The following is a 26,017-nucleotide window of genomic DNA, read 5'->3' as shown; positions in this document are numbered from 1 at the left end:
GTTCATCCGCGTTCATCTGCGGTCAAAAAATCTTTCTTAGTATTTGTGCAACAACAAGTCAGCAGCAAGCTAAAATTAATATAACACCCCACAACTAGGAAAATTCACAGTGGAAGTTCTAGACATCAAACACAATATCCAAACATTGTCCGATCGACTGGGTACAACCCAGGACTATCTTTGACATCCCCGCACTCACAGCCAAAATCCAAGACTTAGAGCAAATCTGCGCCCAACCAGCATTCTGGGATGACCAAGATCAAGCTCAAGGAACCCTCCAAGAACTGAATGACTTCAAATCTCATTTAGACCAATATCACGGCTGGCAGACTAGCCTAGAAGACGCTAGAGCTATTTTAGAACTGCTGGAGTTAGACGCTGACGAGTCCCTATTTCAAGAAGCCTCATCGAGTCTTTCCCAATTAACCCGCGAACTCGACCAGTGGGAACTGCAACAATTATTATCGGGGCCCTACGATGAAGGCGGCGCCGTTTTGACAATTAACGCCGGGGCGGGCGGCACGGATGCTCAAGATTGGGCGGAAATGCTGCTGCGGATGTACACCCGCTGGGGAGAAAGTCAAGGTTACAAAGTCCATTTAATGGAGATTTCTGAGGGAGAGGAAGCCGGTGTTAAATCTGCTTCTTTGGAAATTGTCGGCCGCTACGCTTACGGCTACATGAGGTCGGAAAAGGGCACTCACCGTTTGGTCAGAATTTCGCCTTTTAATGCTAATGACAAGCGTCAAACCAGTTTTGCGGGCGTGGAAGTGATGCCAGTGCTCGATCGATCCGTTAAGCTGGATATTCCAGAAAAAGATTTGGAAGTGACTACTTCCCGCGCAGGCGGCAAGGGCGGACAAAACGTTAACAAGGTAGAAACGGCAGTCCGCATCGTTCACCTTCCGACAGGTTTGGCTGTCCGCTGTACCGAAGAACGCAGTCAGTTACAAAATAAGGAAAAAGCTCTCGCACTGCTGAAAGCGCGCCTGTTGGTGATTGCGAAGGAACAGCGGGCTTCGGAAATTGCCGAGATTCGGGGCGACATGGTAGAGGCGGCTTGGGGCCAGCAAATTCGGAATTACGTGTTTCACCCCTATCAAATGGTCAAGGATTTGCGGACTGGGGTGGAAACCACCGCCATCCTAGATGTGATGAATGGCGAATTAGAACCGTTCATTCAAGCTTATTTGCGGCAGGAAAATCAGTTAATCGCCCAAACAGAGTAACCGCTACCCGCAATCAAACAGGTTTGTAGTGAGGACTTCAGTCCGCAAGAAAGAATGACTGAAGTCCTCACTACGAACCAAATTTCTGGTATAATTTTGAGGTTTTGGTCGATCGCCCGACATCCAATAGGTCGCGCCGCCAGAAATCTTGATATGATAAAACTTGATCTAACGAACCACAGGAGAAATAATGACCCAAGTTGTAATCGGCGAAAATGAAGGGATTGAGTCAGCCCTACGACGGTTTAAGCGACAAGTTTCCAAAGCGGGAATTTTCCCGGACATGAGAAAACACCGCCACTTTGAAACCCCCCTCGAAAAGCAGAAGCGCAAAGCTATTGCCAGACGCACTAAGAGACGCTTCCACCGCAACAACAAACCCTAGAAATAGCATTAAATTGATTCGGCACATATAATGCCTTGCGATTCTAGTACCGCAGCGACTCGGAGAATCACCGCTTCGCTGTAGGGAGCACCGATAATTTGTACTCCCAAGGGCAAAGCGCCGGGCCGCTGTACGGGCACGCACAGAACTGGCAAGCCTATAAATGATAGGGGTTGAGTGAACAGTCCCAGATTGGGACGCACTAATATTTCTTGTCCGGCGATGACCATTTTCTCGACACCAATTTCAGGAGCGGCGATCGGGGTTGCGGGTGCGAGAATGATATCTGTATGTTGGAATATGGCGCGAATTCGATCGCGATACCACTGTCTAAATCTCTGCGCTTGCACGTACCACGTCGCAGGAATCAGGGTTCCAGCCAAAAAACGATCGCGCGTGGCGGGATCGAAGTCTTGGGGGCGCGTCCGCAAATTCTCCAAATGCAAGTTTCCACCCTCGCAAGCCGTAATTATAAACGCTGCCGCCCTCGCGCGATCGGATTCCGGTATGCTGACAGTCGCAAGCCCTCCAATTTTTGGGGGGTTTGTTGTTGCTTTTTCTGCTTGGATACCACATTTCAAGACATTTGTCAAGGCCTTAGCAATTATTTCTACAGCAGCCATTGCTTCGGGTTCGGCCCCTGTCGCGAAATACCCATCAGCAACCGCAATTCGCAATCCTTGAATTCCTATATCTAACTGTGGCGAACAAAGTTCTGGCGGGCGTTGAGTGCAAACTGGATCGCGATCGTCCGGGCCTTGTAGGATATCATACAGCAGCGCCATGTCTCGGAGCGATCGCCCAAACGGCCCCACACAATCCAAACTACTCGAAAACAAATAAGCGCCAGCCCTTGATAAACGGCCGTAAGTAGGCTTAAACCCAAACACACCGCACAAAGCAGCGGGGACGCGGATGGAACCATTAGTATCAGAACCGAGGCTGAAAGGTATTAAACCGGCGGCGACTGCTGCTGCGGAACCGCCACTGGAACCGCCGGCGATGCGGGTAGTATCGCGGGGATTGTGAGTCGCGCCGTAGTGACTGTTTTCCGTGACAAAACCGTAGGCGTACTCATCCATGTTCAGCGTACCTACAAGGATAGCACCAGCCTGTCTGAGTCGGGCGACCGCGGCCGCGTCCTGGGTAGCCGGAGGGTTGTCAGCGTTGATTTTTGACCCGGCTAGGGTGGTAATTCCGCCGACATCGAACAAATTTTTGACTGCGAAGGGAACGCCTGCTAAGGGGCCTGGGTTTTCGTGGCGTGCGATCGCATTATCTATCATTTCGGCTGCTGCGATCGCACTTTCTGCGGTAATTGCAGTAAAGCAATTGAGTGTTTTATCTCGATCGGCAATTCGTTCTAAAGCAGCATTCACAACCGCTGTCGCTGTAATCTTACCACTTTTAACCGCCGATGCTGTGGCGACTGCATCCGCTCCTGCTAAAAATTGGGCTTCATCTGCGTTCATCTGTGTTCATCTGCCTACATCTGCGGTTAACAATCAGGGTTGAAACACTGGTGCAGCTTCGATTTCTGGGGGTAAGGGGAATTCTGTAACGAGTTGGGCGATCGCAGCTATCCTCTCGAAGTTTACCACAACGGCGGGCCGATGTTCGGGCTTGATGGGTAAATTGATTAGTTCGGATGTGCGATCGACATATTCTTCTATATTTATCATTTATTTTTCGTTGTTAGTATGGGAGTACGATCGATTATTGTATGGTAATCGCGATCGGGCTGTCAGTTGTTATTGCTCAGTTTTTTGTATTCCTCTGATTGCCTGATATCATCTAAAGGTGATTTTGGCTCAGGTGGTTCATCAGGACAAAACTTTATACATACCTGAGTTTTCCCAGACTGAAAATTTTCATTGACTTTTATTTGAAGCCTTCCTTTTTGCCAACCCTTAGAACCAATTTTGAGAACTTGACAATCTATTCCTTCTTGAGGGGAGTTCCAGTTTACATCTCCTGCATTAATTATTATTTCTTCGTTGATCCGTAGCTCTTTCATCCAATTAATTATTGATTTCTGCCGAGATTCCCTTATTGCAATAAGATCGAGTATCTCAATAAACTGGCTAGTGACTAGCTCTTCAAACCTGCGTACCAGAAAAGTAGCTTTATCGAATAACAAAACATCATCGCCGTCTAGTATCTCATAGTTATTATTGGATTCAAGTTTTTTGTTCATTTTTTAAACAAATTTATGCTTCTTCCTATCTGATACCATTTAAAGGGATGTGAGTCAAGCCAAAAAGACTAAATTAACCTTAACTATTACCGAGTCAAACACTGACAGTTTCCCGCAACTTCTAAACGACGACCTCCAGCGGAGGCAAATCAAAATTTTCAGCATCCATCAACTCCTTGATCTTATCAAAAATCTCAACCTCCGCCTCTTCTATGTCTGTCAGCTTATCATAAAAATAAGGGTCAGTAAACCACTGTTCAAACGCTATCATCAAGCATCCATCTGGCCAAAGTTTAAACCGCCCATACTTAGAAACTCTGTCATCAACCACTTCAAACAGCGGTGCCGGATTTTGCATGGGATAATAGCTGTAATTATCATCACAGATATAATACCAAATAGTTTCTTTCCATGCTTGGATAGCATAAACAACATACTCCTTACCTATAGTAGACCTCTTGCAAAAAAAATCTATGCTATAATAGAAGGTTTTCAATTTAATCCCCCTAGAGCTAACTCATAATTATAAATTGCTGATAACAAATTACAACGCAGACCATAACGGCGGCGACGATTGCGATAACGACTCGACAAGATTTTAAAAATTTTCAGACTCCGGTTAACGTGTTCAATAACAATTCTTTCTTGTGCTAGAACTCGATTGTAGTCTTTTTCTAAGAGAGAAAGTTTTCCATTTTTAGGTTTCTTTCTAGGAATATAACTATTGGAATGATAATCTTTTATGCCTTGATACCCACTATCTTGTAAGCTATCTGTTTCGGGATGAAAATGAACTTTACTTTTTTTAAACAAGCTAAAATCGTGGCAATGTCCTTGCCCAAAAGCAGTGCAAATAATTGCTCTTGTCTCTTGATTAATGACCAATTGAGTTTTGAGGGTATGACATTTCTTCTTGCCTGAATAATATTTTTTCTGTTTTTTTTGGGGTCGTTCAATAGCTGTTTCTGTGACATCAATCGCCACGACTGCTGGATAATCAGAGTTTTTGAGTAATGCTTTTTTCCCAGGCAGACGGAATTTTCCCGTTTTCATTAAAGTTGATTCGATGTCAATTACAATTCGGCAAATAGTTGATTCAGATACTCCCCAATTTGTCGCAATATGAAAATATGTTCGATATTCTCGCCAATATTCCAATGCAACTAAGACCTGTTCTTCAAGAGTTAGGATAGTCCTACGCCCTCTTCTGTCTTGAGGATTTTCTGACCTGAATTCTTCCAAGGCTTTAACCATTACTTTTAAAGTTTCAATTTTGACACCAAATCTACGTTTAAATTGATGAGATGTCAAGTTTAGATAAGATTGATTTTTCATGATTTACTGATTGTGCAACAACCAATATAAGTTTCTAGTATTTTATCCTGTTTCTAGCAAGGCAAGAGTAAAAATAAGTTAAGACTTTGGATTCAATCCAGTAAAGCAAAACTTTCCATTATATCATAAAATTATTTTGCAAGAGGTCTATTTAGCAATCAATATGGAAGTTGGATTTAAAAATAATCGTCACGGGAATCTCCGACCTAAATTAAGCGAGCATTTGACAAGATTTAACTCCAGAATAGAGCAACTAACTGGGCAACTTGATAAACTGATTTATCCCACAGCCTTAGTAGAATATTATGTCTATCTAGATGGCAGCGATCGAGTTATTGCTTCAAGTTTTCAACTGTGGGACGAAAATCTCAATGAATTAGATTTTCTTCTGCAAAAACGCATTGATAATTTTGTCGCAAAAAAACAGATAATTTTAATTTTTGTGTCAATAATTTTAGCAATGGTTATTTATCTATTTGTATCTTTTTATAGGTCAGTTATGCAAACAGTATTTGTGCTTGACGAAGCCTCAAAAAAGATGGCAAATGGCAATGTAGGTTACAAGATTATTTTGGATAACAGAGATGAGCTCGGACAAGTTGTAAGTTCATTTAACAAGATTGCCGATGCTTTGGTTGGTGCAAACCAAGAAATTAGTGTTCTCAACGATCGCCTAAAAGCCGAAAATGTACGGATGAGTGCCGAACTAGATGTCACTCGCAAGATTCAGCAGATGCTGCTACCGAAAGACCGAGAACTCAACGAAGTTGTGGGATTAGATATTGCGGGATTCATGGAGTCTGCTGATGAAGTAGGCGGCGACTATTACGATGTACTACAGCACGAAGGTAGAGTAAAAATTGGCATTGGCGATGTGACGGGACATGGATTGGAGAGTGGCGTTTTAATGATTATGGTTCAAACGGCAGTCCGAACTTTGCTCGCCTACAATGAACCAGATCCGGTAAGATTTTTAAGTGCTATTAACAGTGCAATTTATGATAATGTGCAGCGGATGAAATGCGACAAAAATGCCAGCCTTGCTTTGCTAGACTATGAGCAGGGAATGCTGAAGTTGAGCGGCCAGCACGAAGAAATGATTGTCGTGCGGTGTAACGGTTCTGTGGAGCGGTTTGATACGATCGATTTGGGTTTCCCGATCGGGCTGGATGCAAATATTGCTGAATTTGTTGCTGAAACAATTGTACAGTTGCATTCAGGAGATATCGTAGTGCTGTATACTGATGGGATTACGGAGGCTGAAAATATGGATAAAGTGCTTTATAGTTTAGAGAAGTTAATAGAGGTAATACAGATTAATTGGCAGCGAACGGCAACAGAAATCAGGCACGCTGTAATTGACGACGTGCGATCGCACATTGGCGAACAAAAAGTTTTTGATGACATCACTTTGCTGGTACTTAAACAAAAATAGCTAACTCAAGTTGCTAGGAATGAAGCTAGAGTAATTGGTAATTGGTAATTCATAATTGGTAGTTGGTCATGGACATGATTCAAACTTTCGGCGATTTCATCGAGCCGACTCCCAGCCAGGAATACTTAATAATTGGATTTTCTCCGAGTTCGATTCCCCTCAAGCAGCGGTGGCGGAACAACGGTTTGTCGGCGGATTTTCTGGCTGACTACTTGACGACTTTTTTCCCTGGAAACGAAGACGACCCCTCGACAATTGACAGACAAGCTGAAATAAAAAGCGCTGTGAGCTACATTGCTAACGAGTTATTAGAGAATGCGATGAAGTTTAATGATGAAACCTCGGAGTACCCGATCGACATTAAACTACAATTAAAGAGCGACGGACTGATTTTCTCAGTTGCTAACAGCATCTCTCCCCAAGCTGTGGATCAGTTTCAGGGTTACATTCGGCAGTTGCTAGCCTCGGATCCGAGCGAGCTGTACATTGAGCAATTGGAAAAAAATGCTGCTGACGAGAGCTCTACTGATTCTGGATTGGGCTTGCTGACGATGCTCAGCGATTATACCGCCAAAATGGGCTGGAAGTTCCAGACCGTGCAAAAAGACCCGGAAGTAATTACGGTGACAACTATGGTGCAATTAAGAGTATAGGTAAGAGTGGGCGATCGATCATATCTAAGGAACTTTTTTGCTGACAATGGAAATTAAAACGGAAGATTACGAGATCTGTTACGATCCGGCAACGGCAACTGTGAGTTTTGTTGGCTCTCTAAGGCTGAGCGGGGCCGAAGACTACGCGCCGATAGTGCAGTTGCTGGGCGAGGTAGCCGACGTGGAACAGGCGAAAATTACCCTCAATTTGCAGCAGTTAGAATTTTTGAACAGTTCTGGCATCAATATGCTGTCGAAGTTTATTATCGAGGTGCGCAAAAAAGCCGGGATAACAATGGCGGTAAAAGGCTCTCAACGTATAGCTTGGCAAGGTAAATCTTTGAAGAATTTGCAGCGCTTGATGCCTGCTTTGCAGTTGGAATTACTATAGACACACAATGACTTTTAGGGTACGGGCTGTTGAGCAATTTTCTGTTAGTCGATGCGCAAATTTTCGAGTTATGCTGGAAGAACAACCATCTAGAGAACAGCTACTTTTAGAAATAGAAAGATTGCGCCAGCAAGTGGAAGACTTGAAGGAGGAAAAAGCGGATCTGGAAATTTTGCTGGAAAATACTGCTGAACATTCCGATACGGTGGAAAGTGAGTTGCGCGATCGGGCATTGGAGGCGGTGCGAGAAGGTGAAGTCAAGCTGGCTCAATTTCTCGAAGCGATTCCGGTAGGTGTGGCTGTACTCGATTTTGAAGGCAAACCTTACTACGTCAATCACGCCGGAAAGCAGTTACTTGGTCAAGGGGTTGTACCGTTAAATTTAGTTGATAATTTGTCAGAAGTTTATCAAATTTATATCGCGGGAACTGATATTATTTACCCTTCCCAGAATTTGCCACTCGTCCGAGCTTTGAGCGGTGAGAGCACAACGACTGATGATATGGAAGTTCATCAACCCGACAAAAAAGTTCCCATTGAGGGTTGGGGAACACCAATTTTTGATGACGCTGGCAAAGTTGCTTTTGCGATCGCAGTTTTTCAAGATATCACGGAACGCAAACAAGCTGAAGCCGATCGCCATAAATTTATTAATAAATTATTTGAACTCAATCAAAATCTGGAAAAATCCCTGGATGCTGAATCAGACTTAACTGATGCCTACGGGCGATTTGTGCCACATCAATTTCTGAATTTGTTGGGATATGAAAGTATTATCGATGTCAATTTAGGCGACCAAGTGCAGGAGGTAATGTCGGTGCTGTTTGCGGACATCCGCGACTTCACGATGCTTTCGGAAACTATGACACCGCAAGAAAATTTTAATTTTATCAATGCTTACCTGTCGCGGATGGAGCCGGCTATTACTAGCAATCACGGGTTTATTGATAAATACATTGGCGATGCGATTATGGCTCTGTTTAGCGACTGCGCAGATGATGCAGTGAAAGCGGGTATTGCGATGCTAGACATCCTGACTGATTACAACGAACACCGTCAAAGTGTCGGCTACATCCCGATAAAAATTGGCATTGGCATCAATTCGGGTTCTTTGATGCTGGGGACAGTCGGTGGCAAAAGCCGAATGGACAGCACTGTGATTAGTGATGCTGTTAATTTGGCATCTCGGATTGAAGGATTGACCAAAGATTATGGCGTACCTCTGTTAATTTCTCAGCAGACTTTGGAACGGTTGCGAAATCCGGCTGATTATGCTATTCGGATTGTGGATAAAGTACAGGTAAAAGGAAAATCTCAGTATGTGATAGTCTATGAGGTATTTGATGCCGATCCGCTGGAAATGCGATCGGCAAAGCTAGAAAATTTGCCCGTATATCATGAAGCGATGTTACTGTGCGAGCGCCAGGAGTTCCGATCAGCGGGAAAATTGTTTGAAGAGTGTTTGCGGACAAATCCGAACGATGGGGTAGCTCGTATTTACCTGAAACGCTGTCGGGATTGGCGATCGCTCCTCAAGGGAATTTAGTCAGTAGTCAGTAGTCAGTAGTCAGTAGTCAGTAGTCATTAGTCATATCCGCTTACATCTGAATTAGATCGATCGCGCGATCGCCTTCCTCGGACTTCTACTCAAAAAAATATGATTCCGATGCAAGCGGAAGCGATCGGGTGCTGCTGCGATCGGTTTGGCGACAGAGTATTTACCAAGAAACCCGGTTTCTCCTCTAAAAGTGCGTAAGTCCTGATAATATAATAACTACTTTGGAGTGTCAATAAAAGACGATGAGAATCAACAAGCGGCAGCCGAGAATATCTATAAAACCTTCAGTAATTAAAGTTATCGCTCTGTTCTGTCTGTGCTGCTTGTTGACTGCAAGCTGCGGACAGCGGGCCAATCGATCTGTGAATGCGAGCGGCGACAATGTTAATAACCGGGTTACGATCGGCACAACCTTGAAATTGCGGACGATCGACCCCGCCGACGCTTACGAAGTTATCTCAGGACAACTGCTGCGCAATTTGGGCGATACTCTCTACACTTACAAGTCGGGAACTACTGAGTTAATCCCCGGCTTAGCGACAGCAATGCCAAAAGTTAGCGCAGACGGATTGACATATACAATTCCCTTGCGTCAAGGCGTGATTTTCCACGACGACACACCGTTTAACGCCGCAGCAATGGAATTTTCCTTGCAGCGGTTTATCAAAAATGGCGGCCGTCCGTCTTTCTTGTTGGGTGATGCAGTAGCATCGGTGAAAGCGACGGGCGAATACGAATTAACTTTTCAACTCAAAAAGCCTTTTGCTGCTTTTCCAGCCCTGTTGACATTTGCCGGTATTTGTGCAGTTTCTCCGAAAGCTTATGAGATTGGGGATGGTAAATTTAAACCCGATACATTTGTGGGAACTGGACGCTACAAGTTGGCGAAGTACGGTAGCGATTCTCTCAAGTTTGACGTGTTTGACAAGTATTGGGGGGAAAAACCAGTTAATCAAGGTATTGACATTTTGCTGCTTTCGACTTCTTCAAATTTGTTCAATACTTTTCAGACTGCTGCGATCGATGTAGCTTATTTATCTCTGGATGCCGATCAATTTCGCAGCTTGGACGAGGGAGCAAAAAAAGGGAAATGGCAGGAAATCGCGGGGGAAAGCAGTACGGTTAGTTATATGACGCTGAATATGAAGTCTAAACCGCTGGACAAGTTAGAAGTGAGACAGGCGATCGCAGCAGTGATGGATCGGCCCCTGATTACCGATCGCATACTGGGGGGACAAGGGCAGCCGCTGTACAGTCTGATTCCCACAAGCTTCGACGTTCAAAAACCGGTGTTTAAAGAACTGTACGGCGACGCCAACACGACAAAAGCGAAGGAATTGTTAACAAAAGCGGGATATTCGGCCGCGAATCCGTTTATTCTGCAAATTTGGCATCCTACTGGTTCCACAAAACGAACTTTAGTGGCGAGTATGATCGAGGCGTTAGCTAAACAGAAAATGGACGGGATAATGCGGGTAGAAATTAACAGTGTTGAATCTCCGACTTTATTCCAGAATATAGAGAAGGGGATTTATCCTGCGGTGTTAGTGGATTGGTCTGCCGACTTTTTTGACGCCGACAATTACATTCAGCCGTTTTTGGATTGTGCGACGGGTTCGGAGGCCACCGGGTGCGAAAAGGGTGCGAGCCAGGGTCAGGGTTCGTTTTATTATAGCGATCGAGTAAATCAACTGATCGACAAGCAACGCAAAGAACCAAACCCCGAAACCCGGAAAGCTTTGTTTGGCGAAATTCAGGACATACTAGGTAGAGATGTACCTTTCATCCCTCTTTGGCAGGATAAGGACTATACTTTTGCTCAGAATAATATCACGGGTGTCCGCCTAGAGCCGACGCAATCCTTTCCTTTTTGGTTCCTGAAAAAGCAATAATTGTTTACAATAATTATTAAGAATTGAAATGCCCACAATCATACCATCTTTTGTGCACAACAGGGTGATGATTGTCACAGTTTATCTAAGAGACCGATCACCCAACTCTCTCTAAAAATGTTGGATATTATTAGAGAGAGAGATATCGCTGAGGGTGAGTATATGAAATTTGGAATTTTAACAACTACAGGGCTGCTAATTGCGATCGGTTTTGCTTCTGGAGTCAAAGCAGAAAACGTATCACAAGTCAAGCAACTATTAGAAACTAATAATTGTAGCGGCTGTGACTTGACAGGAGCGCAGCTTTCTGGTAGGGATCTCAGCGGCGCGAATTTGAGCGGTGCAAACTTGAGCGGTGCAAATTTGAGCGGTGCTAACCTCAACGAAGCCAAACTGAACGAAGTAAATCTGACACAAGCTAAATTGCCAGGTGCGAGCCTAATTGGGGCTAGAATGCACGGGGCAAATTTGGAGGGTGCTGATTTGACTCGCGCTAACCTGAGTCTGGCTGGTTTAGTAATTGCCAGTTTGAAAAATACCAACCTCACCAGCGCTAATTTAGTCGGCGCTAATTTAGAAAGTGCGAATTTGGCTGGTGCGAACCTGAGAAATGCTCGCCAGTCTGTAGCGAATTTAGCTAATGTCCGCCTGATGGGTGGCAGTTTGTCGGGAATAGATGTGATGGGGGTTAACTTGCGGGATGCAAATTTGACTGGTGCAAATTTGAACGGTGCTAATTTGAACGGTTCGGACTTGACTGGTGCTAATTTAAAAGATGCCAATATGGCAAATGTAGATTTGAAAAATGCTGCTTTGCCGTAGGACGATCGCCAATTGCTATATTTGACTATCGTGTTTAACAACCTTAATATCATCGTGTAGGGGCAATTTCCTAAATTGCCCCTATAATTTTAATTGCGTGTAATTTTAATTTTCCGTTAAGCTGCCCGATCAATCTTCGTCAGCGGCATCTTGGGGGAAACGGATAATATCATCATCGCCAAGGTATTCGCCATTTTGGATTTCAATCATCACCAGAGGAATCACGCCGGGGTTTTCCACGCGGTGAGCGGTATTCATGGGAACATAGGTTGATTGTTTCTGCATGAGAATTGTCTCTTTGTCATCGCAGATAACTTTAGCGGTACCGGAGACGACAACCCAGTGCTCGCTGCGGTGATAGTGCATTTGGGTGCGGATGTGGTGTCCCGGTTTGACTTCGATGCGATTGATCTTGTAACGATCGCCCGCGTCTATGACTGTAACTTTACCCCAAAACCGAGCTTGCGTGCGATCGTCCGTTTTTTCTGTTGTGTCCACTGTTTCCACCATGCTGTTGATCTCGCTAACGGTGTCTGTAAAAATATTTATATTTGAAAGTATATCAGGGAGAGGGTAAGTCTGTAAGTGCGATCCTCTTCGAGGGCTTCGCTAACGGGCTTTTGGTGAATTTTTTATCTGATAATCCAGCTTCATCAGATCGATAGCCATTCACGAGCATCCACAAACTGAGACAAATGCTTCACATTTGTTGTAGCAATTACCACTTCATTTCCCTGATTTGCTTCCAATATTGCTTGAGCCGCCAGAATCACATTCCCATCAAGTGCATGGGGATCTGCCGTTGGCCTTCCTCTGCTTCGTGCATCCGCCCACAACTGAGCAGCTAAAAGCATTACCTCCGAAGTCAAAGGACGGTATGGAATTTCCGCTTTCAGTTCATCAAGTCGTTTAATACTTGCCAGCTTACCTGCACGAATTAATTCACGCCTCACCTCATAGTCAGCAATTTCAGGAAGCATTACAATGTAACCTTTTAGCGGCAAAGATTGCAGCCAGAGTTTACCCTCTTGATATAAAGGAGAGGCGGCTTTGGGATTTGTAACAATTCCTAAAGGCCCAGAATCTAACAACACTATTTTGCTCATGGACTATATATGCACGGGGTTTTCTTCTAGTGCCTTGCGGAGAACTTCAGCGGTTTCTGTTTGTTCCTGTTCATCTCCATCGTCTACCCAAGACTGTAGCAGCTTGCTCAGAGCTTCGTGCTGCTGTAGGGGATCGATTGTCTTAATTTCGGCTATAGCTTTTGTCGAAGTATCGGGAGTTATTGGCTTAACTGTCACAGTTTCCAGAAATAACCGCATCATCTGAAGCAAATTCGGCCAATATGCTCTCGGAGTTTGCTGAATTACACTGAGAAACTCTACCATTTCATTACCAATGCGAGTTTCTGGCGCTGAAGTTGTTGTCGCTGGACTTTCACTGATTAAAGCTTGTTCAGACATAATCACTTTTCTCCTTTCTCGGATTTATATGAATTGCGATCGATTTATAAACTTAGTAGTTTGTAGGGTGTGCACTGCGCACCGGTTGACTTTGAGCAGCGCCGGATATCACTAGACTTCTTGCATAAATCTTTGATTAATACGAAAACCGCAGATATAAGGCAGATAAACGGAGATAAACGCAGATAATTTCAAGATACTTTCGACTTTTGCCACAAGTCTACTGATTTACCTGCGTTTCATCGTCTTGATACCGTCAAACCAACTTTCGTATAACTTGTTGCGCACCCTACAAGCTCAGCCGGTGCGCATTGCGCACCCTACAAACTCAGTTGGTGAAACCCACTCTACTTTTATTGTAAACAAAAGGCGGGCAATTGCCCGCCCTTGAATTACTTGCTCAACACACCTTCAGGAATTCCCAAAATATCCTCAATGCGCGGCATATCTTCCAAAGCAATCACTCGCCCTTCATCCTCAAAACCAGCAATTTGATCGAAATTCAAATAGCGATACAAATCGCTAGCAAAAGGATCGATTCTCTTCGACACAATCTCCATGTATTCTTCGACTGTGGGAATGCGACCCAACAGCGAACAAACAGCAGCCAATTCCGCCGAACCGAGATAAACTTGTGCATCTTTGCCCATCCGGTTGTTGAAGTTGCGAGTCGAAGTTGAAAACACCGTTGTGGCATCTTTGACACGCGCTTGATTGCCCATGCAAAGACTGCATCCCGGCATTTCCGTGCGCGCTCCAGCGGCTCCAAAAATGCTGTAATAACCTTCTTCTTTTAGTTGCTGTTCGTCCATCCGAGTTGGCGGACAAATCCATAGGCGAGTTTTCACTTCCCCTGAACCTTCCAATACCTTGGCCGTGGCGCGGTAGTGGCCGATATTTGTCATGCAAGAACCGACAAATACCTCGTCAACCCGATCGCCCGCAACCGCACTCAACAGCTTCACATTATCCGGGTCATTCGGTGCAGCCACAATCGGTTCTGTAATCTCGTTCAAATCAATTTCGATGATTTCCACATACTCCGCATCAGCATCCGCTTCTAGCAACACCGGATTAGCCAACCATTCCTCCATCTTCGCCACCCGGCGCATCATCGTCCGCGCATCTTCATAGCCCCGCGCTACCATATTTTTCAGCAGCGCGACATTGGAACGAATGTACTCAGAAACAGTCTCCACGCTCAATTTAATCGTGCATCCGGCGCAAGAACGCTCCGCCGAGGCATCGGTCAATTCAAAAGCCTGCTCGACCTTCAAATCTGGCAAACCTTCAATCTCCATAATCCGCCCCGAAAAGACGTTTTTCTTATTCTGTTTCGAGACTGTCAGCAAACCTTTTTGAATTGCCACGTAGGGAATTGCATTCACTACATCTCTGAGCGTTACTCCCGGCTGCAATTCACCCTTGAACCGCACTAAGACCGATTCCGGCATATCCAAAGGCATCACGCCCAAGGCGGCAGCAAATGCCACCAATCCCGAACCCGCAGGAAAAGAAATTCCTAACGGAAAACGAGTATGAGAATCGCCACCAGTTCCCACTGTATCCGGCAATAACATCCGGTTTAGCCAAGAGTGAATAATCCCATCTCCAGGACGCAAAGCTATGCCCGCCCGTTGTGACATGAAATCTGGTAATTCGTGGTGAGTTTTGACATCAACTGGTTTTGGATAGGCGGCGGTATGGCAGAAACTTTGAATCACCAAATCAGCGCTAAATCCCAGACAAGCCAGTTCTTTCAATTCGTCGCGAGTCATTGGCCCGGTGGTGTCTTGCGAACCGACTGTGGTCATGACTGGTTCGCAAGATGTACCCGGACGAACCCCGGACAAACCGCAAGCTTTCCCTACCATCTTTTGAGCTAAGGTGAAGCCTTTTCCGGTATCGGCGGGAATAGTTGGACGGGTAAAAATTTGGCTAATTCCTACTCCTAAAGCTTCGCGAATTTTGTCGGTTAAAGTGCGTCCGATTAATAGCGGAATGCGGCCGCCGGCGCGAACTTCGTCGAGGATTGTGTCGGGTTTGAGGGTGAAGGTGGAAATGATTTCTCCGGCTTCGTTGGTGATTTCTCCTTTGTAGGGATGGATGGTGATTACCATGCCGGTTTCCATTTTGGCGACATCGCATTCGATCGGCAATGCGCCGGAATCTTCAGCGGTATTGAAGAAAATCGGGGCGATCGCACTTCCTAGAATATAACCGCCGTTGCGCTTGTTGGGTACAAACGGAATATCGTTACCAATGTGCCACAGCACGGAGTTAATCGCCGATTTCCGCGAGGAACCGGTGCCGACAACATCGCCGACGTAGGCTACGGGATGGCCTTTTTCTTTCAATTGGGCGATCGTTTCCAGAGCTCCGGGCATCTTGCTTTCGAGCATCACCAAAGCGTGTAGGGGAATGTCTGGCCGCGTGGTAGCATGAGGTGCAGGAGACAAGTCATCGGTATTGGTTTCTCCGGGGACTTTGAAGACTGTAACGGTAATGGCTTCGGCTAGTTCGGGGCGGCTGGTAAACCACTCGGCATCAGCCCAAGAATCGACTACCTGCTTGGCGTAGGGATTGGTATCCGACAGGGCGAGAATGTCGTGGAAGGCGTCAAATACTAATAGGGTTTTGCTCAAGGCGCGGGCTGCGGTGGCGGGAATCGCGATTTCGGCAGTGGGATTGAGCAAATCGATTAAAGATTGGACGTTGTAACCGCCCATCATTGTCCCTAGCAGATAAACTGCCCATTTGGGAGCAATTAGGGGGCTGTGGATTTCGCCTTTAGCAATGCCGGTTAAAAAACCAGCTTTGACGTAGGCTGCTTGGTCTACTCCAGGTGGCACGCGATCGCGCAATAATTCGATTAAGGCTTCTTCTTCTCCCGGTGGCGGATTTTTCAGCAACTCGCAGAGTTCTGAGGTTTGCTGGGCGTCTAGCGGCAGCGGTGGAATTCCCAATGCGGCTCTTTCGGCAGCCTGTTGGCGGTAAGATTCAAGCATTTCTCCTCTCTCCTCGGATAGTTTTGGGTAGTTGTTGGCAGATGACATTACTTTTTAGAGTAGGGGCTGGCGTTGCACATTTGGCAAAGTGCCCCGCTATACATGAAAATTTAACGCAACTTGAGAAACTGTAGACTTTCATCCCAAAGACAGATGCGATCTCCATCTGGGGCGCAGCTAAAACTCCAGCCGATCAGTTTTGGGGGGCTGAGTTGCATTGTTCTGGTTAAGATTAATGTGGTGGCGGTCGATCGATCGTCCTCTGCATCTGAAATCCTCACTCACCACAAGTGTAAAAAAGTTATCCGCTCAATGGATCAATTCAAAAATGGAAAGTTTTATTCCTGAAGACAGTCAGGGCTGTGCAGCCAAGCCGGACTTGTACGAAGAGTTGCAAGGAACCAAAGAGTTACTGCTGACGATCGCCAATTCGATGCCCATGCCCATGATCGTCAGCAGTCTGCCTGACGGCATAATTCTTTATAGCAACGATTTATGCCGTCAGGCTTTCGGGCTTAAAGCCTTCCAGTCGATCGACCACCAAAAAGTATCCATCCTCTACAACCAGCCTGCTGAGCGCCAGGAAATGCTGGAGGATCTCGCCTGCAACGGACACGTCCGCGAGAAAGAAGTCCGCCTCAAAAAAGCTGACGGGACGCTGTTTTGGGCAACTGTATCGATGCGGTATTTGACATTGCTGTCGGAAAAAACTGTTTTGTCGGTGTTCTGTGACATTACCGAGCGCAAGCTAATCGCCGCCAAGGAGCAGGAATTGCTCACATCAATCCACTTGCGGGCTCGCCAGCAAGCGGCCGTCGCTTACTTGGGGCAGCAGGCCCTGGCAGAAACAGATTTGTCCGCACTGATGGACAAAGCTGGGGTGTTAATTGCCCAAACCCTAGATGTCGAGTATTGCCAGTTTTTGGAACTGTTGCCTTCTGGCCATGCTTTTATGCTGCGATCGGGGGTGGGCTGGCAGCCCGACCTTGTTGGTAGCGCTACTGTCACCGCTTCTAGTCGATCGCAAGCAGGTTACACGTTGCTAATGGGTCAACCGACGATTGTCGCAGATTTGCGTGTGGAAACGCGCTTTAGCGACTCGCCACTGCTGCACAACCACCGGGCTGTCAGTGGCGTTACTGTGATCGTTCCCGGCAATCGGGGACAGGAGAAAAGGAACTGGGGACAAGCAGAACCAGTGAAAACTGCTGAGTCGCCGGTCTGGGGCATTTTGGGAGTTCACAGCAAGCAAGAGCGGGTTTTCAGTCAAGATGACGTTTATTTTGTAGAAGCGATCGCCAATCTGTTAGCTGCGGCGATCGAGCGCATTCGATCGCAAGAGCGCTTACAAATGATGGAACGGGCGATCGAGAGTACCAGCAACGGTATTGCGATCGCCGATGCCACAGTTGCAGATAATCCAATTATTTATGTCAATCCTAGTTTTGAGCGGATCACGGGTTATAGCAGAGACGAATTAGTTGGAAAAAATTGCCGTTTTTTACAGGGAGAAAATACTAATTACCCCGAAGAAGTTAAAGATCTACGCAATGCTATTGAAGAAGGCAAAGAATGCCAAGTTATCTTGCGTAACTTTCGCAAAGACGGAACACCTTTTTGGAACGAACTTTCTATTGCTCCGGTATACAACTCGCGACGACACTTGACTCACTTTATTGGAGTGCAAACAGATGTCACCGACCGCCAGCGTTCGGAAGAAGAATTATTTTTAAAGTCCCAAGACTTAGCCACGTTCGGTGCCAATCTCAAACACTTGCACCGGATTACAACTTATCATTATCAAAATTTTGAAGAACTGGTTGCCGATTATCTAACAGCAGGCTGTTTAATGTTTGGACTTTCTATTGGCATCATGGCTGAAGTTCAGGATGAAACTTTTATTGTGCGGGCAGCGAAAGCAGATTTAGGATACTTTGTACCAGGCTTAGAATTGCACCTCAGCGATACTTACTGCGCTCCGGTGATTAAACTAAAAAAAACAGTTTCGTATTCTCATATAGGAGCCGATATGGAGATGCGCGAACATCCAGCTTATCAAAAATGCCATTCGGAATCTTACATCGGAACGCCGATATTTGTTAACAATAAAATTTACGGGACTTTGAGTTTTAGTTCGCGAGAAATCAAAACAAAAAATTTTGAGTACCAGGAAATAGAAATCATAGAATTGATGGCTCAAAGCATCGGTAAAATTCTGGTGGTTCACCAAATGGAAATCGAACGCCAGCAAGCCGAAAAAGAGCGCTGCGAGTTGATAGTATCTCTCCAAGAAAGTGAAGAACGGTATCGCCGTTTAGTAGAACTATCTCCCGAAGCGATCGCCGTTTACATTCAAGGGAAAATTGCCTACATCAATGCCGCCGGCGCTAAACTCCTCGGTGGCATCTCTCCGGCAGAGCTCATCGGCTTTCCAATATTGAATTTCGTTCATCCAAACTATGTCGAAAAAGCCAGAGAGCGCATCAGGCAAGTCGAGGAAGAAAATCAGCCGATCGAGCTTGCCGAAGAAAAACTAATGCGGATTGACGGAGAAATAATCGACGTTGAAGTTGCCGGCATCCCTGCTACTTATCAAGGCTTAGCCGCCGCCCAAATTATTATCAGAGATGTCACCGAGCGCAAGCGAGTAGAAAGGCAACTGCTACACGGCGCTTTTCATGACGCGCTGACGGGTTTACCCAACCGCGTTTTGTTCATCGACAGGCTAGGACAAGCCATCCGCCGATCCAATCAGTCCTCCGATTATAAATTTGGTTTACTTTTCCTAGATTTAGACCGCTTCAAAGTAGTTAATGATTCTTTAGGACACATTCTAGGAGACAAACTGCTAGTCGCCCTCGCGGATCGGCTGCTAACCTGCGTGCGGGCTTCTGATACCGTCGCGCGGTTGGGGGGAGACGAATTCACCATCCTGCTAGACCACATTCAGAGCCTCAGCGACGCCACCGAAGCAGCTAAAAAGATACAAAAAGAACTGACGAAGCCGTTTCATCTCGAAGGGCACGAAGTATTTACCACGGCTAGCATTGGCATTGTTTTCAGTCAAGGCGAAGTCACAGCCAGTGGCGAATCGAATTCGTACACTCACCCAGAAGAATTCCTACGCGATGCTGACATCGCTATGTACCGCGCTAAAGCTTTGGGTAAGGCCCGCCACGAAGTCTTTAATTTGGCGATGCACGACCAAACTATGTCGCTGTTGCAGTTAGAAAATGACCTGCGGTTGGCTATTTTGGGCAAGGAGGAATTAGGAGAGAGCAAGGATCAATGTTCGCACTTTATTGTGCACTACCAACCGATTATTTCGATCGCCAGCGGTGCGATCGAGGGTTTTGAGGCTTTGGTGCGCTGGCAGCACCCGGTTCGGGGTCTAGTTCCGCCGTCTACTTTTATCCCTGTAGCTGAAGAAACAGGTTTGATCGTGCCTCTGGGAGCCTGGGTGTTGCGGGAAGCTTGTCAGCAATTGCGGATTTGGCAAGAAATGTTGATGGAAGAAGGAAGAAGGAAGAAGGAAGAAGGAAGAGGGAAGAGGGAAGAGGGAAGAGGGAAAAAATTATCTGTGACAAATCATCAATTATTTGTGACAAATCATCAATTATCTGTGACAAATCATCAATTATTTGTGACAGATTATCAATTATCTGTGACAAATCATCAATTATCTGTGACAAATCATCAATCACCAATTCCCAATTACCAGTTACCAATTATTGACCCTTCGCAATTAACAATGAGCGTCAATCTTTCTCCGAAACAGTTAGGTATGCCGAATTTAATCCAATATATAGATGAAATTTTGGCAGAAACTGGCTGCGATCCGAGCTGTTTAAAATTGGAGATTACTGAAAGTGCGATCGTGGAAAATGTGATGAAGGCCAATATTGTGCTCGCCCAATTAAAAGATAGAAATATTCGATTGTCGATCGACGATTTCGGTACTGGCTATTCGTCTTTGAGTTATTTGCACCGCTTTCCGCTGGATACGCTGAAGATCGATCGATCTTTTGTGAGTAGGTTGGGGGCTGTGGAAAACGGTGACAGCGGGGGTCAGCCTTTGCAGATTGTACGGGCGATCGTGACTTTGGCTCACAATTTGGGATTAAATGCGATCGCCGAAGGCATTGAGACAGCCGAACAGTTAGCACAGCTTCGGGAACTAGGCTGCGAATTAGCTCAGGGATATTGGTTTTCTAAACCTTTGGACAGTTTAACGATGACAAAAATGCTCAAGCGATCGATTGATTAGTTATGGGCATGGGGCATGGGGCATGGGGCATAGGGCATAGGGCTGGGATTTTTTATAATTTATTCCCTGCGCCCTATGGAGTTAAAATAAGCGTTAAGTTTGGGCAGTAACTTATCGATAATTGGTTGAAATTTGCTTACTTGTTCGCTTGTGATAAGCTGTCTAGCATAGGCTAATCTTAATCAGTTTACGGTCTCGTACAAAGAGCCTCTAGCAATTTTTACAAAACGCCGATTATCTTGGTCACTATGACGACCTCTTCCTTCAGCAATATTAGCACAGACACTATCAGCAGACCGAACAATTTGTTTGCCGATCGTATCTTTTGTGAAGTAATCCTATTTTTTAACAGTCTCCCAAATCTCGTTTGCTAAACTTTCCGCCAACTTGTAAACCTCTAATTCTTCAAAATCAGGTCTTCCCATAACTACCTCAAAAACTCAACTATAGCGGTTCTCAAAAAAGTGAGGTATGCCAAATGCCCTGTTTGGCCAATGCCCTGTTTGGCCAATGCCCATTAGCAATTAGTTTTCAGCGGAATCTCGATCGCAAATTCTGCACCCTGTCCCGGCGAAGAAGTGCATTTGAGCGACCCGTTGTGTCTGTCTGTAACAATTTGATAGCTAATCGACAAGCCCATCCCAGTGCCTTTACCCACAGGTTTAGTGGTAAAAAACGGGTCAAAAAGCCGAGTGCCGACAGTCTCCGGTATTCCCGGCCCGTTGTCAGTAATCCGAATGATTACCTTGCCGGCTGGCGATATTTCAGTGCGGATGCGGATGTTGCTGGGCTGTTGCCGCATTTCCTCAGCAGAACGGCGCAGATCCCGTTCTTCCAAAGCATCCAAAGCATTGCTCAAGATGTTCATAAATACTTGATTTAACTGTCCGGCATAACATTCTACTAAGGGCAGTTGAGCGTATTCTTTAATCACCTCAATTTCTGGATGATTGTGTTTAGCTTTGAAGCGATGCTGCAAAATCATCAGAGTGCTATCTATGCCGTCATGAATATTTACTGCTTTCATTTCCGCTTCATCCATGCGGGAGAAGGTGCGGAGAGAAGCAACGATTTGTTGAATGCGATCGGCACCGACTTTCATCGAAACAAGCAACTTTGGCAAGTCTTCCCTCAGAAATTCTAGTTCAATATTTTCTATTTCATTTTGAATCTCTGCAACAGGAACAGGATAGTGGTTTTCGTAAAGTTCGAGCAAGTTAAGCAAGTCTTGAGTATAGTCGTTGGCATGGGTGAGATTGCCGTAAATAAAGTTAACTGGGTTGTTGATTTCGTGGGCAACTCCTGCGACGAGTTGACCGAGAGATGACATTTTTTCGCTTTGAATTAACTGCGATTGAGTGTTGGTTAATTGCTGTAATGTTTGCTCTAATTCGTGAGCTTTATTGCGAGTTTGGGTGTAAAGTTCGGCTTGGTTGATGGCGATCGCCAATTGAACTGTAATCCCTTGCAACAATTCGACTTCGCTGTCGCTCCAAGGCCTCACAGAACGGCTGTTGCAGCAGCTAATTGCACTCACTACCCCGGAAAGTGCCTGCATGGGAATGATTAATAGCGATTGGTAGCCCATTGCTCTCACGGTTTCTTTCCACACAGGATCTGCGACTGTTTCGACATCATCAATCCGCAGCATTTCCATCTGCAAGATTTGTTGTCCAATCAGACCGAAATCGGAAGCTTGATAGCGACCTGTTAAATCGGGAAGTTGGGCCCGGCGAGATTCTTTAATAATTTCCCAGTAAGGCTGGTCTCCGTCGTCGCGGTACCAGGCAAAATTGCAGCAATCGATCTGCATGAAAGCGCGAATTTCCTCAACTGCGACTGTAACGATGCTGTCGAAGTCGAGGGAATTGCGGATTTGGGCGGTGAGAATGTTGAGCAATTTTTCTCGATCTGCTTGCTGTTTGAGTTGGGATGCAGATTGCTTCAAGGCAATTTCTGCTAGTTTGCGATCGGTAATGTCTTCGGTGACAGCTAATAGGTATTGCGGTGTGCCATCAGCATCGAGTATTGCGGTTTTCTTCGTATGAAATATGCGAGTCTCGCCTTCTCTTGTTTGAATCAGTTCTTCGGGAATGTCTACAATTTGCCCGCTGGCGAGCGCTTCCCGGTCTTTGGCGGTGAACAAGTCGGCTTGTTCTGTTGGGAAACAATCGTAATTATTTTTGCCCATAACTTCTGCTGCACTGAAACCAAGCAACTCTTGGGCCGCCGGGTTCCACAGTACAAATCGCAACTCTTCTGCTTCTTTGCCAAATACTCCTACGGGTATGGTGTTGAGCACTGATTCCATAAAATTTTGAGCCTGTTGCAGTTCTGCTTCCGCCGCTTTGCGATCGCTAATATCTCGCACGTTGGCAATGACGCTGAGATTGCCGTTGAGATAAATTCTTGACACGGCAATTTCTGCATCAAAGGTGGAACCGTCGTTGGGACGCCTAGCTTTCCATTCGATACGGGTGCTTTCGCCTGATAATACTTTTTCCCAAAGTTCTCTCATTAGTTGAATAGGATTTTCGTCGCTGGAATAGTCCTTGGTAATTGATAATTTAATGGCTTCTTCCCGACTAACTCCGTACATTTCTAACATTCGATCGTTGACATCGAGAATGTTACCTTCTAAGTCTTGAATGAAGATAGCATCGTAGACATTGTTAAAGATGGTTCGCAGGTTTTGCTCGGAAACTTGCAGGGCTGCTTCTGCCTGTTTGCGATCGGCAATTTCTTGTTCTAACTGAGTGACTGCTTGAGAAAGTTCGGCGGTGCGATCGCTCACTCTGTCTTCCAACTCGGTTGCTGCTTGCCGCAGGGCTGCTTCGGCGGCTTTGCGATCGGTAATGTCGAGCGCCGTGCCGAACAATTTTACCACCTTGCCATTGGCATCGGTTTCAGCTTGACCCAAAGCATTGATGTACCGTAATGTGCCATCGGGACGATAAAACCGGTGATCAAAATCGTAGGGAATGCCGAATTCAATGCTCTGCTGTACTTGCGTTTGCCACAATTCCAAATCTTCTGGATGACACCAAGAGAGTTGCTGCTCTACGCTGGGCGCAGCCGCAGCCGGTTCGAACCCAAAGATGCGGAAGAGTTCTTCCGACCAAGTGACGGTTTCCGTGGCTGGGTTGAATTCCCAATTACCGACGTGGGCGAGTCTCTGGGCTTCTTGTAGTTGCCGCTGGCTGTCGCGGATGGCGGTTTCGGCAACTTTGCGATCGGTAATGTCGAGCGTGACGCCACAAAATACGATTTCGCCGTTCTCGCTGCGGGTGGGGATGGAGTCGCTCTGCCACCAGCGAATCTCACCGTCGGGCTTGACTAACCGCCCTTCGTAGTGCCAGGGAGAGAGATTTTCGACGGCTTCGGTGACGGAAGCGATGTAGGTTTCCAAGTCTTCGGGGTGGACGCGGGAAATGAAGGAGGTGATGTCTTGCATCATTTCTGCTGCGGTGATGCCGGCGATATCTTCGATGCGATCGCTGATATAGTCAACTCTCCACTCTCCCTCTCTGCTGCAAAATTGGAACAGGGCTCCGGGGATGGTAGCTGCGATCGTCCGAAACTTGGCTTCGCTGGCGGTGAGAGCGCTAAAAGTCTGGCGCAGTTCGGCGGTGCGGGCTTCAACTCTGCGTTCTAGTTCGGCGTTGGCGTGTTGCAATGCTGCTTCGGCGCGCTTGCGATCGGTAATGTCGGTAGCTGTACCGGTGGTGCCGAGGAAGTTTCCGGTTTCGTCGTACAGGGGGATGGCATTGAACATCAAATGTTTCATGCTGCCGTCTTTGGCAATTTGGGTAGTTTCGTACTGGAAAATTGATTCTCCCGCAAACAGGCGGGCGAAAACAGCTAAATCTTTCTCGGCTTGTTCTGGTGTCACAAAATCGGAGAACGGTCGATCGAGCATTTCTGCTGGTTCGTAACCGTAGATATACCTAACTGCTGGGTTGACGAAGGTGTAGTGTCCAGTCGCATCGACAGACCAAATCATGTCTTGGGAAGTTTCTACCAGACTGCGGTATTTGGTTTCGCTGGCTTTGACGGCTTCTTCTGCTGCTTTGCGTTCCGTCATGTCGCGGGAGACGCCGACAGTCATGGTGATTTGGCCGTCTTGATTGCGGATTGGTGTTTTGACTGTACTCCACAGCCGCACTTCTCCGTCGTAGCGCGTCACCGGTTCTTCGGCAATTTGCAGGGTTTGTCCGGTTTCAAATACGAAGGTGTCATCTTTAATGTACTGGAGAGTGTGGTCAGGTTCGGCGAAAGGTGCGTCTACGAGCCCTTGCACTTCCTCTTGACTCATGCCGTAATAGTCGCGGAAGGCTTGATTTGCCCAGACGATTTGGGATTTGGGGCCTTTGACTAATACCATATCGGCGATCGAATCGAGAATTTGGTGATATTTTCGCTCGCTGTCGCGGAGTTTCTGCTGCGCCGATTTGATTTCTGCTAATTGCCTCTGGGTTTGCCAGTGCAATTCGGCCTGAGAAATTGCGACTGCTAAATGGTCGCCTACTTGTCTGGCAAATTCGATTTCGTCTTCCTGCCAATCGCGGGGTTCGCCGCACTGGTGAATGCAAAGCAATCCCCACAAATGTTGCCCTTGCAGTAGGGGTACGACTAAGTTTGCTCTGATTTGAAATCGCTTGAGGATTTTGAGGTGACAGGGACTCAACCGGGCTGTGTAGATGTCGCTGACTGCTTGAACGTATCCTTTGGCGTAGTTGGCGGCAAATTGCTCGCCGAAGCAGTGGTCATGAACTTTTGCGCCCAGGGATGGGCTGTATTGGGGCAGCACGTCTTCGGAGACTACTTCGCCGTCGTTCCACTCGGATTCGGGAAGGAAGCGGTAGACGGCGACTCGATCGGCATTTAGGAGTTGCCGGACTTCGGTAGCTGTGATTTTGAATATTGTTTCTAAGTCTAGGGATTCGCGAATTTTGCCAATCACTCCCATCAGCGCTTGCAGCTTTTTGAACCAGGTTTGAGATTGCGTTTCTCTTTCTAGGTGAGCTAGCTTTTCGCGCAGGTTGGTTACTTCTTGGTAAAGGTATTCATGAAACATAATGTTATTTTTTTAGTTTTTTTGCGGTTTGGTATCGAGGTATAGCAGTTGACAGTTGACAGTGGACAGTTGACAGTTGCATAACGGGAATCAAACCATTGATACAGTACGGGTATCGCCTCTATTCATGAAGTTATTTATGTCCTCACCGATGTGGCGGTTGCTATACATAGCATCCCCATAGCGCTCTGCAAGTCGAGCCTGGTAAATCAACAAGGCAAAGGACAAATTCTGCTGCTTCTGCTAGCACTTAGCAGCTACTCGTCCTGCATATCCCTATTTTTTCTAGATTTGGAGGTCAA

General features: G+C 46.2%; 20 protein-coding genes. 9 read left to right on the top strand and 11 right to left on the bottom strand.

All coding sequences use genetic code 11. The features are described from left to right. The first annotated feature begins 109 nt into the window (after nucleotides 1-109). Both prfB and rpsU read left to right on the top strand, forming a co-directional pair. A protein-coding gene (gene prfB / locus QUB52_RS16995) for a peptide chain release factor 2 (RefSeq protein ID WP_265238709.1) occupies nucleotides 110-1,229 on the top strand; the annotation gives its coding sequence in 2 pieces (ribosomal slippage) (nucleotides 110-181 and nucleotides 183-1,229; 1,119 coding nt in all). 190 nt (nucleotides 1,230-1,419) lie between these two features. Next, nucleotides 1,420-1,614 carry a 30S ribosomal protein S21 gene (gene rpsU / locus QUB52_RS16990; RefSeq protein ID WP_006632476.1) on the top strand — a complete coding sequence of 65 codons (195 nt, stop codon included), beginning with the start codon at nucleotides 1,420-1,422 and terminating at the stop codon, nucleotides 1,612-1,614. An 8-nt stretch (nucleotides 1,615-1,622) separates the two neighbouring features. On the opposite strand, the gene QUB52_RS16985 is transcribed toward rpsU, so the two are convergent. The 5 genes from QUB52_RS16985 to QUB52_RS16965 form a co-directional block, all read right to left on the bottom strand. Then, the gene (locus QUB52_RS16985; RefSeq protein ID WP_332975373.1) at nucleotides 1,623-3,086 is read right to left on the bottom strand and encodes an AtzE family amidohydrolase; all 1,464 of its coding nucleotides are present in this window, start codon (nucleotides 3,084-3,086) and stop codon (nucleotides 1,623-1,625) included. A 33-nt stretch (nucleotides 3,087-3,119) separates the two neighbouring features. Continuing rightward, the gene (locus QUB52_RS16980; RefSeq protein ID WP_332975372.1) at nucleotides 3,120-3,296 is read right to left on the bottom strand and encodes a DUF4089 domain-containing protein; all 177 of its coding nucleotides are present in this window, start codon (nucleotides 3,294-3,296) and stop codon (nucleotides 3,120-3,122) included. Between the two features lie 62 nt (nucleotides 3,297-3,358). Continuing rightward, a complete protein-coding gene (locus QUB52_RS16975) occupies nucleotides 3,359-3,811 on the bottom strand; it encodes a KGK domain-containing protein (protein WP_332975371.1) in 453 nt (150 codons plus the stop codon). A 121-nt stretch (nucleotides 3,812-3,932) separates the two neighbouring features. Beyond that, nucleotides 3,933-4,307: a hypothetical protein gene (locus tag QUB52_RS16970; RefSeq protein ID WP_332975370.1), complete on the bottom strand. Its 375-nt coding sequence runs from the start codon at nucleotides 4,305-4,307 to the stop codon at nucleotides 3,933-3,935. Next, nucleotides 4,304-5,146, bottom strand: a complete 843-nt coding sequence (locus QUB52_RS16965; protein WP_332976220.1) for an IS5 family transposase — start codon at nucleotides 5,144-5,146, stop codon at nucleotides 4,304-4,306. The genes QUB52_RS16970 and QUB52_RS16965 overlap by 4 nt, the downstream gene beginning before the upstream one ends. Nucleotides 5,147-5,309: 163 nt before the next feature. On the opposite strand from QUB52_RS16965, the gene QUB52_RS29290 reads away from it, so the two are divergent. The 6 genes from QUB52_RS29290 to QUB52_RS16935 all read left to right on the top strand — a co-directional run bounded on the left by QUB52_RS29290 (nucleotide 5,310) and on the right by QUB52_RS16935 (nucleotide 11,897). Then, the gene (locus tag QUB52_RS29290; protein ID WP_442923210.1) at nucleotides 5,310-6,581 is read left to right on the top strand and encodes a PP2C family protein-serine/threonine phosphatase; all 1,272 of its coding nucleotides are present in this window, start codon (nucleotides 5,310-5,312) and stop codon (nucleotides 6,579-6,581) included. A 74-nt stretch (nucleotides 6,582-6,655) separates the two neighbouring features. Next, a complete protein-coding gene (locus QUB52_RS16955) occupies nucleotides 6,656-7,234 on the top strand; it encodes a DUF6272 family protein (RefSeq protein WP_265237527.1) in 579 nt (192 codons plus the stop codon). A gap of 46 nt (nucleotides 7,235-7,280) precedes the next feature. After that, nucleotides 7,281-7,625: a slr1659 superfamily regulator gene (locus QUB52_RS16950; RefSeq protein WP_265237513.1), complete on the top strand. Its 345-nt coding sequence runs from the start codon at nucleotides 7,281-7,283 to the stop codon at nucleotides 7,623-7,625. 70 nt (nucleotides 7,626-7,695) lie between these two features. After that, nucleotides 7,696-9,171, top strand: coding sequence for an adenylate/guanylate cyclase domain-containing protein (locus QUB52_RS16945; protein WP_265237514.1), 1,476 nt, complete (start codon nucleotides 7,696-7,698; stop codon nucleotides 9,169-9,171). Between the two features lie 254 nt (nucleotides 9,172-9,425). Next, nucleotides 9,426-11,075 (top strand): ABC transporter substrate-binding protein, encoded by a 1,650-nt coding sequence (locus QUB52_RS16940; protein ID WP_265237516.1) that lies wholly within the window; start codon nucleotides 9,426-9,428, stop codon nucleotides 11,073-11,075. A 162-nt stretch (nucleotides 11,076-11,237) separates the two neighbouring features. Next, on the top strand, nucleotides 11,238-11,897 hold the full coding sequence (locus QUB52_RS16935) for a pentapeptide repeat-containing protein (RefSeq protein WP_265237517.1): 660 nt from the start codon (nucleotides 11,238-11,240) through the stop codon (nucleotides 11,895-11,897). Between the two features lie 129 nt (nucleotides 11,898-12,026). Here the strand turns inward: QUB52_RS16935 and QUB52_RS16930 are convergent, their stop codons facing one another. From QUB52_RS16930 to acnB, 4 genes are all read right to left on the bottom strand, one after another. After that, nucleotides 12,027-12,407 carry a cupin domain-containing protein gene (locus QUB52_RS16930; protein WP_375339817.1) on the bottom strand — a complete coding sequence of 127 codons (381 nt, stop codon included), beginning with the start codon at nucleotides 12,405-12,407 and terminating at the stop codon, nucleotides 12,027-12,029. 143 nt (nucleotides 12,408-12,550) lie between these two features. Further along, nucleotides 12,551-13,003 (bottom strand): nucleic acid-binding protein, encoded by a 453-nt coding sequence (locus QUB52_RS16925; RefSeq protein WP_265237519.1) that lies wholly within the window; start codon nucleotides 13,001-13,003, stop codon nucleotides 12,551-12,553. Nucleotides 13,004-13,006: 3 nt separating this feature from the next. Next, on the bottom strand, nucleotides 13,007-13,363 hold the full coding sequence (locus QUB52_RS16920) for a hypothetical protein (RefSeq protein WP_265237521.1): 357 nt from the start codon (nucleotides 13,361-13,363) through the stop codon (nucleotides 13,007-13,009). A 392-nt stretch (nucleotides 13,364-13,755) separates the two neighbouring features. Then, nucleotides 13,756-16,371 (bottom strand): bifunctional aconitate hydratase 2/2-methylisocitrate dehydratase, encoded by a 2,616-nt coding sequence (gene acnB, locus QUB52_RS16915; RefSeq protein ID WP_332974430.1) that lies wholly within the window; start codon nucleotides 16,369-16,371, stop codon nucleotides 13,756-13,758. Nucleotides 16,372-16,699: 328 nt separating this feature from the next. Between acnB and QUB52_RS16910 the strand changes: the two genes are divergently transcribed. Then, entirely contained in the window at nucleotides 16,700-20,638 is a 3,939-nt protein-coding gene (locus QUB52_RS16910) for an EAL domain-containing protein (RefSeq protein ID WP_332974429.1), read from the top strand. A 182-nt stretch (nucleotides 20,639-20,820) separates the two neighbouring features. Here QUB52_RS16910 and QUB52_RS29285 read toward each other — a convergent pair whose 3' ends face one another. Next, nucleotides 20,821-20,955: a four helix bundle protein gene (locus QUB52_RS29285; RefSeq protein WP_375339837.1), complete on the bottom strand. Its 135-nt coding sequence runs from the start codon at nucleotides 20,953-20,955 to the stop codon at nucleotides 20,821-20,823. Nucleotides 20,956-21,155: 200 nt separating this feature from the next. Continuing rightward, nucleotides 21,156-25,715 carry a PAS domain S-box protein gene (locus QUB52_RS16900; RefSeq protein WP_332974428.1) on the bottom strand — a complete coding sequence of 1,520 codons (4,560 nt, stop codon included), beginning with the start codon at nucleotides 25,713-25,715 and terminating at the stop codon, nucleotides 21,156-21,158. Nucleotides 25,716-26,017: the final 302 nt, after the last annotated feature.

Source organism: Microcoleus sp. A6-C6 (assembly GCF_036705955.1).
In the GTDB taxonomy this organism is placed as follows: Bacteria; Cyanobacteriota; Cyanobacteriia; order Cyanobacteriales; family Microcoleaceae; genus Microcoleus.
This window is presented reverse-complemented; position numbering and strand designations above follow the sequence as displayed.

Bases quoted from the DNA above. Each gene is read 5' to 3' on its own strand.
- rpsU (WP_006632476.1), top strand. From the start codon at position 1,420: ATGACCCAAGTTGTAATCGGCGAAAATGAAGGGATTGAGTCAGCCCTA.
- QUB52_RS16985 (WP_332975373.1), bottom strand. From the start codon at position 3,086: ATGAACGCAGATGAAGCCCAATTTTTAGCAGGAGCGGATGCAGTCGCC.
- QUB52_RS16980 (WP_332975372.1), bottom strand. From the start codon at position 3,296: ATGATAAATATAGAAGAATATGTCGATCGCACATCCGAACTAATCAAT.
- QUB52_RS16975 (WP_332975371.1), bottom strand. From the start codon at position 3,811: ATGAACAAAAAACTTGAATCCAATAATAACTATGAGATACTAGACGGC.
- QUB52_RS16965 (WP_332976220.1), bottom strand. From the start codon at position 5,146: ATGAAAAATCAATCTTATCTAAACTTGACATCTCATCAATTTAAACGT.
- QUB52_RS29290 (WP_442923210.1), top strand. From the start codon at position 5,310: ATGGAAGTTGGATTTAAAAATAATCGTCACGGGAATCTCCGACCTAAA.
- QUB52_RS16955 (WP_265237527.1), top strand. From the start codon at position 6,656: ATGATTCAAACTTTCGGCGATTTCATCGAGCCGACTCCCAGCCAGGAA.
- QUB52_RS16950 (WP_265237513.1), top strand. From the start codon at position 7,281: ATGGAAATTAAAACGGAAGATTACGAGATCTGTTACGATCCGGCAACG.
- QUB52_RS16945 (WP_265237514.1), top strand. From the start codon at position 7,696: ATGCTGGAAGAACAACCATCTAGAGAACAGCTACTTTTAGAAATAGAA.
- QUB52_RS16940 (WP_265237516.1), top strand. From the start codon at position 9,426: ATGAGAATCAACAAGCGGCAGCCGAGAATATCTATAAAACCTTCAGTA.
- QUB52_RS16935 (WP_265237517.1), top strand. From the start codon at position 11,238: ATGAAATTTGGAATTTTAACAACTACAGGGCTGCTAATTGCGATCGGT.
- QUB52_RS16930 (WP_375339817.1), bottom strand. From the start codon at position 12,407: ATGGTGGAAACAGTGGACACAACAGAAAAAACGGACGATCGCACGCAA.
- QUB52_RS16925 (WP_265237519.1), bottom strand. From the start codon at position 13,003: ATGAGCAAAATAGTGTTGTTAGATTCTGGGCCTTTAGGAATTGTTACA.
- QUB52_RS16920 (WP_265237521.1), bottom strand. From the start codon at position 13,363: ATGTCTGAACAAGCTTTAATCAGTGAAAGTCCAGCGACAACAACTTCA.
- acnB (WP_332974430.1), bottom strand. From the start codon at position 16,371: ATGCTTGAATCTTACCGCCAACAGGCTGCCGAAAGAGCCGCATTGGGA.
- QUB52_RS16910 (WP_332974429.1), top strand. From the start codon at position 16,700: ATGGAAAGTTTTATTCCTGAAGACAGTCAGGGCTGTGCAGCCAAGCCG.
- QUB52_RS16900 (WP_332974428.1), bottom strand. From the start codon at position 25,715: ATGTTTCATGAATACCTTTACCAAGAAGTAACCAACCTGCGCGAAAAG.